This is a genomic window from Streptomyces tricolor (assembly GCF_002155905.1).
Classification (GTDB): Bacteria; Actinomycetota; Actinomycetes; order Streptomycetales; family Streptomycetaceae; genus Streptomyces; species Streptomyces tricolor.
Genome location: NZ_MUMF01000165.1, coordinates 16,564 through 28,179 on the forward strand (window position 1 = coordinate 16,564; position 11,616 = coordinate 28,179).

Consider the following 11,616-nt stretch of genomic DNA (forward strand, 5'->3'; position numbering starts at 1 on the left):
GCCGCGGGCCGCCAGGCCGCGTCACGGCCGCAGAAGGACCTTGACGGCGCCGTCCTGCTTGCGCTGGAACATCTCGTACGCGTGCGGCGCGTCCGACAGCGGCAGCCGGTGCGTGGCGAAGTCCTCGACGCCGAGCGGGTCCTCGTCCGTCAGACAGGGGATGATCCGGTCGGTCCAGCGGCGGACGTTGGCCTGGCCCATGCGCAGCTGGATCTGCTTGTCGAAGAGGGTGAGCATCGGCATCGGGTCGGCCATGCCGCCGTAGACCCCGCTGAGCGAGATCGTGCCGCCGCGGCGGACCAGGTCGATGGCCATGTAGAGCGCGCCCATCCGGTCGACGCTGAACCGCCCGGCGAGCGGGCCGCCGAGCTTGCGCGGCATGAGCGCGGCGGTCTGCTGGACGAGTTTGGCGACGTGGCTGCCGTGCGCCTCGGTGCCGACGGCGTCGATCACGGCGTCCGGGCCCCGGCCGCCGGTCTCGTCCTGGATGGCATGGACCAGCGCCTTCTCGTCGTCGAAGGCCCTGAGGTCGTACGTCTCCACCCCGCGCCGCTGCGCCCGGGCGAGCCGCTCGGGCACCAGGTCGACACCGAAGACGCGCTCGGCGCCGCGGAACCTGGCGATCCGGCAGGCCATGTCGCCGATCGGGCCGAGGCCGAGCACCGCGAGGGTGCCGCCGGGCGGCACGGCGGCGTACTCGACAGCCTGCCAGGCGGTGGGCAGCACGTCGGAGAGGTAGACGAACCGGTCGTCCGGCGGGCCCTCGGGCACCTTGATCGGGCCGTACTGCGCCTGCGGAACGCGCAGGTACTCGGCCTGGCCGCCGGGCACGGCGCCGTACAGGCGGGTGTAGCCGAACAGGGCGGCGCCCATGCCCTCGCCGGTGACCTGCGTGGTCTCGCACTGGGTGGGCAGCCCGGTGTCGCACATGAAGCAGTGCCCGCAGGCGATCTGGAAGGGCACCACCACGCGGTCGCCGGGGCGCAGGTCCGGCACCTCGGAGCCGACCTCCTCCACGATGCCCATGGGTTCGTGGCCGAGGATGTCCCCCGGGGTCATGAACGGGGTGAGCACCTCGTACAGATGCAGGTCGGAGCCGCACAGTCCGGTGGACGTGATGCGCACGACGGCGTCCGTGGGTTCCTCGATCCGCGGGTCGGGCACGTCCTCGACCCGGACGTCCCGCTTGCCCTGCCAGGTGACTGCCTTCATGGGGTCGCACTCCCTTGGTCGCGTACGGCTGCGTCCCGTGGGCGGTGGACCCCGGGTACCCGGGCGCACCCCTGCCCAACCCATGGCCAAAGGCGTCCGACGGGCGCACAATCGGACAACACGGACGGGGTGGCGACGGTGGGCATGGGACACGGGGCGCGCACGCGGCGCGCGGCACTGACGGCGGCGCTGCTGGCCGTCGCCCTGACGGCTTCCCTCACGGCGGGCTGCTCCGGCAACGGCCGGAACGGTGAGGACGGCCGGGCGCCGCGGCCCACCGCGACGCCCGCGCCGAGCCGTTCGGCCGTGGCGGGCTCACCGCTCGCCGTGAAGATCGACAATGTGCGCGCGGCCCGTCCGCACACCGGGCTCGGCGCGGCGGACGTGGTGTACGTGGAGCAGGTGGAGGGCGGTCTGAGCCGGCTGCTGGCGGTGTACGCGACCCGGCTGCCCAGGACCGTCGGACCGGTGCGCAGCGTCCGCGAGTCCGACCTGGAGCTGCTGCGCCAGTTCCCCCTGCCGACCCTCGCCTTCTCGGGCGCGCAGCGCGCGCTGCTGCCGCTGGTCGACCGGGCGCCGCTGCGCGCGCGGTCACCCGACGAGGCCCCCGGCGCCTACCACCGGGGCACCGGCCGGGCCGCCCCGCACAACCTCTATCTGCGCCCGGCCGCGCTGCTCCCCGCCGCGCCGGGCCGGGCGGCGCTGACCACCGGCTTCAGCTACGGCCCGGCGCCTTCCGGCGGCACGCCCGTGTCCGCGCGGACCGTGCGCTACCCGGCCGCCCGCCTCACCTTCACCTGGTCCGCCGGGCGCGGCGGCTGGCTGATCGCGATGGACGGCGAGCCCGCGGTGACGACCGACAGCGGCCGGCCGGCCCCGGCGACGGTGGTCGTGCAGTACGTGCGGATCCGCACGTCCCAGTACCACGACGCGCTCGGCAACCGCACGCCGTACACCGAGACGGTCGGCTCCGGGCGGGCCGAGGTGCTGCGCGACGGCCGGTCGTTCGCCGGCTTCTGGTCGCGGCCGGCGGCGACGGACGGTACGGCGTTCACGACGGCGGACGGCGGCCGGCTGGACTTCGCCCCCGGGCAGGTGTGGGTGGTGCTGCTGCCGGCGCCCTGACGGGGCGTGCGGACGCGGTCAGCTCCGGGTGGCCAGCGGCTCGGCGGGGTTGCGCAGCTCCTCGGCCGCGTCCGCGACCCGACGGAGCAGGTCGAAGAACACGGCCTGCTCCTCGGCGGAGAGCGGGGCGAGGAAGACCTGGTTCATCCGGGCCGTGCGCACGGTCAGCCTGCGGTGGGTGCGCAGGCCGTCGTCGGTGAGCCGGAGCAGGAAGCGCCGGCCGTCCTGCGGATCGCGCACCTTGTGCAGCAGCCCGCGGCGGTCGAGCCGGCTGATGACCTCGGCGATGGTCGACCGGTCCAGGCCCACCCGCTCCCCCACGGTCCGCTGGTCGAGCCCGGGCTCGGCGACGAGCGCGTTCATGACGGCGAACTGCGGTGAGGTGATCTCCTCCGAGACCATCGTGTTCCACAGCAGGTAGTGCGCCTGCTGGAGCCGCCGGGCCAGGTGCCCGGGATGGGTGGCGAGATCCACCGCGGCCATGTGCACTCCCGATCTCAATTCGTAGGTGCACTGAACAATACCCGCTCTTGACGGCCCCGACCCCCGATGGCAGCGTGAGCAGCACCTCGCTGAAACGCTCAGTGCCCCGACTATCTGGGGGCTGATGAAGGAGATGGGGTTTCCCAGGATGGACAAGGTGGTCGCCACGGCCGGGCGGGCGGTGGCCGATGTGCCGGACGGCGCGTCGCTCGCCGTCGGCGGGTTCGGGCTCAGCGGTGTGCCGAACGTGCTGATCCAGGCGCTGTACGAGCGCGGTGTCGGCGGGCTGAGCGTGGTGTCGAACAACTGCGGGGCGATGGAGTCCGGGCTCGCGGTGCTGCTGGCCGCGGGGCGGATCGCCCGGGTGACCGGTTCCTACATCGGCGCCAACAAGGAGTTCGCCCGCCAGTACCTGGCCGGTGAGCTGGAGGTGGAGCTGATCCCGCAGGGCACGCTCGCCGAGCGGCTGCGCGCGGGCGGCGCCGGCATCCCCGCCTTCTACACCCCGGCCGGGGTCGGCACCCAGGTCGCCGAGGGCGGGCTGCCCTGGCGCTACGACGGGTCCGGCGGGGTCGTGCTGGCCTCGCCGCCGAAGGAGGTGCGGGAGTTCGACGGCGTGGAGTACGTGCTGGAGCGGGGCATCCGCACCGACTTCGCGCTGGTGCGCGCGGCGCGGGGCGACCGGCACGGCAACCTCGTCTTCAACAAGTCCGCCCGGAACTTCAACCCGCTGGCCGCGATGGCCGGCCGGGTGACCATCGCCGAGGTGGAGGAGCTGGTCGAGCCCGGCGCGATCGACCCGGACGCGGTGCACGTGCCGGGCGTCTTCGTGCAGCGGGTCGTGGCGCTCACCCCGGAGCAGGCGGCGGACAAGCGCATCGAGCGGCGGACGGTGAGCGGCTGATGGCCTGGACGCGTGCGGAGATGGCCGCCCGGGCGGCCCGCGAGCTGCGGGACGGGCAGTACGTCAATCTGGGCATCGGTCTGCCGACGCTGATCCCGAACCACCTGCCCGAGGGGGTCGAGGTGGTGCTGGAGTCGGAGAACGGCATTCTCGGCACGGGCCCGTATCCGACCGCGGACCGGGTCGACCCGGACCTGATCAACGCGGGCAAGGAGACCGTGACCGTCCTGCCGGGGGCGTCCTTCTTCGACTCGGCGCTGTCCTTCGCGATGATCCGGGGCGGGCACATCGACGTGGCCGTGCTCGGCGCGATGCAGGTGTCGGCCGGCGGGGACCTGGCCAACTGGGCGGTGCCGGGGAAGCTGGTCACCGGGATCGGGGGCGCGATGGATCTGGTGCACGGCGCCCGGCAGGTGATCGTGCTGATGACGCACACCGCGAAGGACGGCTCGGCGAAGATCCTCAAGGAGTGCACGCTGCCGCTCACGGGCAAGGCGTGTGTGAACCGGATCATCACCGATCTGGCCGTGCTGGACGTCACGGACGAGGGACTCACGCTGATCGAGACCGCGCCCGGTGTGGGTGTGGACGAGGTCGTCGCACAGACCGACGCGGAACTGACCGTTGCGGAGAGTCTGCTGTGAACCCCGCTCACACGCCCGCTTCTCCCCGCACCCCGTTCACCTCGCGCGAGGCATCAGGTACCCCCATGACTCTCACCCAGCAGGACATCGACCAGGAAATCGCCGCCGAGCGCGCCGCGTACGACAAGCGCGTCGCCGACGGCGCCCCCGTCGAGCACCACCCGCGGCGCGCCTACGCGCCCTACCGCTCCTCCGTGCTGCGCCACCCGAAGCAACCGCTCGTGACGATCGACACCAGCAAGGACCCGGAGATGGTGGAACTGCACTCCCCCGCGTTCGGGGAGCGTGACATCACCGAGATCGACAGCGACCTCACCCGCCAGCACACCGGGGAGCCGATCGGCGAGCGGATCACCGTGTCCGGGCGGCTGCTGGACCGGCACGGACGCCCGGTGCGCGGCCAGCTGATCGAGATCTGGCAGGCGAACTCGGCCGGCCGCTACGCCCACCGGCGCGAGCAGCACGACGCCCCGCTGGACCCGAATTTCACCGGCGTCGGCCGCACCCTCACCGACGCCGACGGCCGCTACCGCTTCACCACCATCCAGCCCGGCCCCTACCCCTGGCGCAACCACGTGGGCGCCTGGCGCCCGGCCCACATCCACTTCTCCGTGTTCGGTACGGCGTTCGCCCAGCGGCTGGTGACCCAGATGTACTTCCCGAACGACCCGCTCTTCCCGTACGACCCGATCCTGCAGTCGGTGACGGACGAGGCGGCCCGGCAGCGGCTGGTCGCCACCTACGACCACAGCCTGTCGGTGCCGGAGTTCTCCCTCGGCTACCACTGGGACATCGTGCTGGACGGCCCGGCCGCCACCTGGACGGAAGAAGGACGCTGACCGCCATGACGATCATCGACACCGCCGATCCGGACCAGGTGCTGCCCACCCCGTCCCACACCGTCGGCCCGTTCTACGGCTACGCGCTGCCGTTCCCCGGCGGCGAGGAGGTGGCGCCGCTCGGCCACCCGGACACCATCACCGTGCACGGCCGTGTCCTCGACGGCGCGGGCGATCCACTGCCCGACGCGCTGATCGAACTGTGGGGCCCGCGCCCCGACGGCACGGTGCCGCGGGTGGACGGCTCGCTCCGGCGCGACCCGGCCACCGGGGGCCACCTGGGCCGCAACGGCGTGGAGTTCACCGGCTGGGGGCGCAGCCAGACCGATGCCGGCGGCCACTGGTACGCCCGCACCCTGCGGCCCGGCGCCCGCGGCCGGAACGCGCCGTACCTCGGCGTCTGCGTCTTCGCGCGCGGCCTGCTCGTCCACCTGTTCACCCGGATCTACCTGCCGGGCGACGACGCCGCGCTGGCCGCCGACCCGCTGCTCGCCCGGGTGGGCGACCGGCGCGACACGCTGATCGCGGGCGCGGAGCCCGACGGCACCTACCGTTTCGACATCCGCCTTCAGGGCGAAGGCGAGACGGTCTTCCTGGAGTTCCAGTGACACATGCGTCTCCCCCCTGCGCCGACACCGGTCTGCTCGCCCCCGAGTGGGGGCTGTCGGGCGCCGCGTCCGAGACGAGCGACCACGCGTATCTGCGGGCCATGCTCGACGCCGAGGCCGCGCTGACCCGGGCGCAGGCCGCGCTCGGGCTCGTCCCGGCCGAGGCCGCGGCGGCGGTGACCGAGGCGGCCGTCCCGGCCCGGTTCGGCATCCGCTCGCTGGCGGCGCGCACCCCGGCCGGCGGCAACCCGGTCATCCCGCTGGTCGCCGACCTGACCGCGGCGGTCGGCGAGGAGTACGGCCCCTACGTGCACCGGGGTGCCACCAGCCAGGACATCATGGACACGGCCACGATGCTGGTCGCCGTGCGCACCCTGGAGCTGGTCCGCGCCGACCTCGACCGGACCGGGCGGGCGCTGGCCGGACTCGCCGCCGGGCACCGGGACACGGTGCTGGCGGGCCGGACGCTCACCCAGCACGCCGTACCGACGACGTTCGGGCTGAAGGCGGCCGGCTGGCGTTCGCTGGTCCTGGACGCACGCGACCGGATCACCCGGGTACGGGACGCGCTGCCCGCCCAACTCGGCGGGGCCGCCGGGACCCTGGCGGCGTTCCAGGCGTACGGCGCCACGGACCCGGCCGGTCTGACCCGGGCGTACGCCCGTGAAGTGGGCCTGGCCGCACCCGCGTTGCCCTGGCACACGCTGCGCACACCAGTCGCGGACCTGGCGGGCTGCCTGGCGTTCGCGGCGGGGGCGCTGGGCAAGCTCGCCGTGGACGTGCTGGCGCTGTCGCGCACCGAGACCGGCGAGGTGAGCGAGGGCAGCGGCGGCGGCTCCTCGGCCATGCCGCACAAGGCGAACCCGGTGCGCGCCACGCTCCTCGCGGCCGCCGCCCGGCGCGCCCCCCAGCTCGCGGCCACGCTGTACGGCTGCCTCGTCGCCGAGGACGAGCGGCCGGCCGGCGCCTGGCACGCCGAGTGGGAGCCGCTGCGCGACCTGCTCCGGCTGGTGGGCGGCGCGGCGGCGCACGCGGCGGAACTGGCCGAGGGGCTGCGGGTGCACCCGGCCGCGATGCGCCGGAACCTCGGCATCACCCGGGGTCTGATCGTCTCCGAGCGGCTGTCCGCCGCCCTCGCCCCCGTCCTCGGCCGGGCACGCGCCAAGGAGCTGCTGACCGAACTGGCCCGCCGCGCCCACAGCGAGGACCGTCCGCTACGGGAACTCCTCGGCGAGCAGGAGGAGTTGAAGGACGTCGACCTGGACGACCTCGGCGACCCGACCCACTACACCGGCTTCGCCGGAGTCCTCACCGACCGCGCCCTGGAGCGACCTTGACCGTAAAGCTCCTCCACCACACGGAAGAAGGCCCGGCTTCTGCCCCTGCGCTGCTGCTCGGCCCGTCCCTCGGCACCTCGCTCGCGCTGTGGGACGAGGTCGCGCCCGAACTGTCCGCCGGCCACCGGGTGATCCGCTGGGACCTGCCCGGGCACGGCGGTTCGGCGGCGGACCTGATCCGGCCCGGCGCGACCGTCGGCGACCTGGCCGCGCTGGTGCTGGAGCTGGCCGACGCGCTCGGCGTCGACCGGTTCGCGTACGCGGGCGTGTCCCTCGGCGGCGCCGTCGGCCTGCACCTGGCCGTCCACCATCCCGAGCGGCTGACCTCGCTGGCCGTGCTGTGCTCCTCCGCCCACTTCGGCGGCGCGGCACCCTGGCGGGAGCGGGCGGACCGGGTGCGGCGCGAGGGCCTGGACGGGCTGGCGGAGAGCGCCGACGCGCGCTGGTTCACGCCCGGGTTCAGCGTGCCCCGGCTGGTCCGGGACCACCGGGAGGCGGACCCGGCGGCGTACGCCGCCTGTTGCGACGCGCTCGCCGCGTTCGACCTGCGGGACCGGCTCGGCGCCATCACCGTACCGACGCTCCTCGTGGCGGGCCGGCAGGACCCCGCGACCCCGCCCGCGCACCTGCGGGAGATCGCCGACGCGGTGCCGGCGGCGACGCTGGTGGAGCTGCCCGGGGCGTCCCATCTGGCGCCGGCGCAGTGTCCGCGGGAGGTGCTGGCCGCGCTGCGCGCCCAGCTCGACGGGCCGCCGGCGAGCGGTACGGCGGTGCGCCGGGAGGTGCTGGGCGACGCCCATGTGGACCGCGCCCAGGCCCGGCAGACCCCGTTCACGGCCCGCTTCCAGGACTTCATCTCCCGCTACGCCTGGGGGGAGATCTGGACCGATCCCACGCTGTCGCGGCGCGAGCGCAGCCTGATCACGCTGACCGCGCTGGTCGCCCACGGGCACCACGACGAGCTGGCGCTGCACGTCCGGGCGGCGCGGCGGAACGGGCTGACGCCGGAGGAGATCGGCGCGGTGCTGCTGCAGACCGCCGTGTACTGCGGGGTGCCGGCCGCCAACTCGGCGTTCGCGACGGCCCAGCGGGTGCTGGCCGAGGAGGACGCGGACCGGGGGTGACCCTGCTGGTCGTCCCCTGCGGGCGTCGGTGGCGCCCTCCGGCTCCGGGCGCGAACCGAGCGCCGGGGGGAGCCGGTGCGGCATGCCGTGAGCTGCCCGGCCGCAGGCGGCCGAGGCCATCGCCCGGCGGGACACCGCGGAGCGAGTCTCCGCGCCGGAGCGCGCCTGACGTCCGGCGCCCCCGCTCTCAGCTCACCGCAGCCCCCGCCCCGTCTCCAGCACCTCCCGTGCCTCGGCCACCAGTCCCTCCGCACCGCAGGACCGGGCGAGGTCCAGGCCCCGGTTGAGTTCCGTGACCGAGCGGGCGGCGATGCCGTACTCGACGCGGGCGGCCGCGTGCTCGTACTGGCAGGGCGAGGCCTCCAGGTAGGTGACGGCGCGGGCGGCGAGCTGCACCGCCCGCTGGCCCGTCTCCAGGGCGGCGGCGCAGCGCAGGGCCTCGCCGATGGCGGTGTCCGTGCCGAACCGCTCGGCCTGCCGGCGGGCGTCGGCCGCGAGCTGGGCGGCCCGGGCCGGATCCTGCCCGGCGAGGGCCTTGGCGAGGTCGATGGACCAGGGTGCGAGGACCGGGTTGTGGCCGCCTCGGGAGGCGGCGGTCTTCTCGGCGGCCTCCAGTTCGTTGACGCCTTCCTCGGTGCGGCCGACGGCGAGCAGCAGCCTGCCGCGCACGGACCGGATGTCGGGCAGCACGATGGTGGACGGGTACGGCGGTGCGAAACCGTACTGTTCGGCGACCGACCAGGCCTCCTCGACCCGGCCCCGGGCCAGCAGCGTGTCGACCAGTCCGCAGGTGGCCGACCAGTACAGCGGCAGGCGGCGGCCGACGCGTTCGGCGGGGACCAGGGCCTCGCGCAGGGTGGTCTCGGCGTCGCGCAGCCGGCCCTGACGGCGGTAGGCGAGTCCGAGGAAGGCGTTGGCCAGCGAGAGGTGGCCGCCGCGCCAGCCGGCCGTGGTGTAGACGCGGCGGGCCTCGGCGAACAGGCTCTCGGCGCGGTCTAGCCGGTCGGCGTAGGCGTACGCGCTGCCGAGCATCATCAGCAGTTCCATGCCCCACTCGGGGTCGGTCCAGCCGAGGCCGGGCGCGAGGCGGCCGTTGACGAGGGCGCGGTCGCACAGTTCGAGGACCTCTTCGGCGCTCTCGCCGTGGGTCATCGCGTCGAAGCCGCGCAGGATCAGCAGGGCGCGTTCGGCGTTGTCGCGGCCGGTGCAGGTGTTCGCGAGGTCGGCGAGGCGGCGGGAGCGGGCCGGGGCGACGGTCTCGCCGTGGATGCCCTCCCACATGAACTGGAAGGCCTGCAGCCGCATCCGGACGGGGCCCGCCTCGTGCCGGGCCGCTTCGGCCTCGACCGTGCGGACGGCCTCCTCCAGCTGGTCGTTGTGGAGCAGCGCCTGGGAGAGGCGGACGACGGCGTCGACCCGGGCGTCCCCGGAGAGCCCGGGCATGGCGAGGGCGCTCTGCAGATGGTCGATGGTGACCGCGGGGTTGGTCAGGAGCGTGGCGCAGCCCAGTTCGTACAGGACGTGCGCGTGCACCTCGGGCAGGGGCGGCTCCTGGAGCGCGCGTTCCAGGCAGCGGCGGGCCGCGTCGGGCGCGCCGACGGCGAGGTGCTCGCGGGCGGCCTCGCGCAGCTGCTCCACGAGTTCGTCGTCCTCGTCCGGGTGCACCTTCAGCAGGTGCCGGGCGGCCTCGGCGGCGCCGCGGCCCAGCTCGGTGATGATCTGCGCGGCGACGCCGTGCATGGCGGTGCACACACCGGCCGGGATGGAGTTGTAGACGGCGGTCGCGATGAGCGGGTGGACGAACTCCAGCTCGCCGGCGGCCCGTTCGGTGCCGAGGGCCGGTTCGGGTTCGGTGAGGATGCGGGCGGTGCACAGCAGCTCGGCGCAGTGCCGGGCGAGGTCGTCGTCCATGGTGGCGAGGCGGGCGACCATGTCGACGGTGATGCCGGTGCCGAGGATGGCGGCGGCCCAGGCGAACCGGGTGGCCTCCAGGCCGAGACCCTTGAGCCGGTCGACCAGTCCGCCGCCGCGGGCCGCGCGGTTGAGCGCGCGCAGCTCTCCGGCCTGCGCCTCGACCGGCTGGAGTTCGCTGTCCTGCACCTTGGCGAGGAGTTCGACGGTGTCATAGGGGTTGCCGCCGGTGACGGCCCAGACCTCGCGGCAGAACGGGTCGTCGGCGTGCCGGCCGAGGGTGGCGCGGGTGAGTCCGGCGGTGGCGTCCGGGGTGAGGGCGCTGAGGGTGTGCACGGGGCGGGCCGCGGCGGCGGCCACCGCGTCGAGCAGGCGGGCGCTGTCGCCGCTGACCTCGCCGGGCCGGCGGGCGACCACGAGGAGGACGGACAGGTCGTCCAGGCGTTCGGCGAACGCGGCGAGCCAGCGCAGGGTCTCCTGGTCGGCCCAGTGGGCGTCGTCGACGAGCAGGACGAGCGGCCATTGGCGGCGGGAGAGGCGGCGCACCGCGGCCACGAGTCCGTCGCAGACGTACTGCGGATCGGCCTTGTCGGCTTGCGGATCGGCTATGCCGAGGGCGGGGCCGGCGATGTCGTACCAGTCGCCGAGGTACTCGCGGGCCTCCTCGGGCAGCAGGGACAGCAGCGCCGGCTGGAGCAGCTGTCGTACGACGTGGAACGGGACCGATTTGAGCGTCTCGGCGCCGCGGGCGGACCAGACGGTGCAGCCGCGGCGTTCGGCGATGCGGCGGGTCTCGGCCAGCAGCGCGGTCTTGCCCAGTCCGGCCTCGCCCCGGAGGACCAGCAGGCTGCCCGCGGACGACTGGTCCGCGCACAGCACGTCGAGTGCCTGCGCGACGGTGGCGAGTTCGGCGTCCCGCTCCCACAGGGGAGCCGAGCCGGCCGCCGACGGCCGTCCCTCCGTCATCCCGTTACCTCCCCAGGTCGCCCGAATGACGTACAGGCCCCGAGCGTAGCCGTCCGGCGGGGTCTTCGGTGGCCGGTCACGGCAGCTGTTGCCCGCCCGGGTGAATGAGGGTGCGGGCAGGCGACGCGCACGCCTGCCCGACCAGCGGACAGAGTGTCAACGGCGGCCGACACGGAGCGTCCGGAAGAAATCCCGGGCGAGTTGTTCGGGTTCGCCCCCTTGGCGGCGGATACTCTCATCCCTCTTTCACCGTCGCCTCATACGGTGGGGACATGACGCAGGTGACTCCTCCCGGGTGGTACCCCGACCCCGGGCAGACGAACGACGGTCCGCCCACCGAGCGCTGGTGGGACGGCAAGGCCTGGACGGACCGGACCCGCCCCGCCGGCACGGCCGCCGCCTGGGGTCCCCCGGGCGGGGCGCCCGTGCACGGCGCTCCGCAGCCGGCCGCCCCGGCGCCCTC

Annotated in this window: 11 protein-coding genes; 8 read left to right on the forward strand and 3 right to left on the reverse strand. The window is 74.6% G+C overall.

Annotated elements, in window-relative coordinates; genetic code table 11:
- Positions 1 to 21 precede the first annotated feature (21 nt).
- Positions 22 to 1,212 (reverse strand): zinc-dependent alcohol dehydrogenase, encoded by a 1,191-nt coding sequence (locus CCN44_RS13350; protein WP_086697767.1) that lies wholly within the window; start codon positions 1,210 to 1,212, stop codon positions 22 to 24.
- A 144-nt stretch (positions 1,213 to 1,356) separates the two neighbouring features.
- On the opposite strand from CCN44_RS13350, the gene CCN44_RS13355 reads away from it, so the two are divergent.
- On the forward strand, positions 1,357 to 2,337 hold the full coding sequence (locus tag CCN44_RS13355) for a DUF3048 domain-containing protein (RefSeq protein WP_086697775.1): 981 nt from the start codon (positions 1,357 to 1,359) through the stop codon (positions 2,335 to 2,337).
- A gap of 18 nt (positions 2,338 to 2,355) precedes the next feature.
- Here CCN44_RS13355 and CCN44_RS13360 read toward each other — a convergent pair whose 3' ends face one another.
- Entirely contained in the window at positions 2,356 to 2,820 is a 465-nt protein-coding gene (locus CCN44_RS13360; protein ID WP_086697768.1) for a MarR family winged helix-turn-helix transcriptional regulator, read from the reverse strand.
- Between the two features lie 148 nt (positions 2,821 to 2,968).
- Here CCN44_RS13360 and CCN44_RS13365 point away from each other — a divergent pair, with 148 nt between their 5' ends.
- The 6 genes from CCN44_RS13365 (at position 2,969) to pcaDC (ending at position 8,276) form a co-directional block, all read left to right on the forward strand.
- Positions 2,969 to 3,724, forward strand: a complete 756-nt coding sequence (locus tag CCN44_RS13365; protein ID WP_086697769.1) for a CoA transferase subunit A — start codon at positions 2,969 to 2,971, stop codon at positions 3,722 to 3,724.
- Positions 3,724 to 4,368: a 3-oxoacid CoA-transferase subunit B gene (locus tag CCN44_RS13370; RefSeq protein WP_086697770.1), complete on the forward strand. Its 645-nt coding sequence runs from the start codon at positions 3,724 to 3,726 to the stop codon at positions 4,366 to 4,368. Before CCN44_RS13365 ends, CCN44_RS13370 begins: the two co-directional genes overlap by 1 nt.
- 65 nt (positions 4,369 to 4,433) lie before the next feature.
- Positions 4,434 to 5,207, forward strand: a complete 774-nt coding sequence (gene pcaH, locus CCN44_RS13375) for a protocatechuate 3,4-dioxygenase subunit beta (RefSeq protein ID WP_059254514.1) — start codon at positions 4,434 to 4,436, stop codon at positions 5,205 to 5,207.
- A 5-nt stretch (positions 5,208 to 5,212) separates the two neighbouring features.
- Positions 5,213 to 5,815, forward strand: a complete 603-nt coding sequence (pcaG, locus tag CCN44_RS13380) for a protocatechuate 3,4-dioxygenase subunit alpha (RefSeq protein WP_086697771.1) — start codon at positions 5,213 to 5,215, stop codon at positions 5,813 to 5,815.
- On the forward strand, positions 5,812 to 7,152 hold the full coding sequence (gene pcaB, locus CCN44_RS13385; protein WP_086697772.1) for a 3-carboxy-cis,cis-muconate cycloisomerase: 1,341 nt from the start codon (positions 5,812 to 5,814) through the stop codon (positions 7,150 to 7,152). The genes pcaG and pcaB overlap by 4 nt, the downstream gene beginning before the upstream one ends.
- Positions 7,149 to 8,276 carry a bifunctional 3-oxoadipate enol-lactonase/4-carboxymuconolactone decarboxylase PcaDC gene (gene pcaDC, locus CCN44_RS13390; RefSeq protein ID WP_086697773.1) on the forward strand — a complete coding sequence of 376 codons (1,128 nt, stop codon included), beginning with the start codon at positions 7,149 to 7,151 and terminating at the stop codon, positions 8,274 to 8,276. The genes pcaB and pcaDC overlap by 4 nt, the downstream gene beginning before the upstream one ends.
- Positions 8,277 to 8,468: 192 nt before the next feature.
- Here the strand turns inward: pcaDC and CCN44_RS13395 are convergent, their stop codons facing one another.
- Positions 8,469 to 11,153, reverse strand: coding sequence for an ATP-binding protein (locus tag CCN44_RS13395; protein WP_086697774.1), 2,685 nt, complete (start codon positions 11,151 to 11,153; stop codon positions 8,469 to 8,471).
- Between the two features lie 272 nt (positions 11,154 to 11,425).
- On the opposite strand from CCN44_RS13395, the gene CCN44_RS13400 reads away from it, so the two are divergent.
- Positions 11,426 to 11,616, forward strand: a 191-nt coding sequence (locus CCN44_RS13400) for a DUF2510 domain-containing protein (RefSeq protein ID WP_143649728.1), incomplete at its 3' end; no start/stop codon positions are given.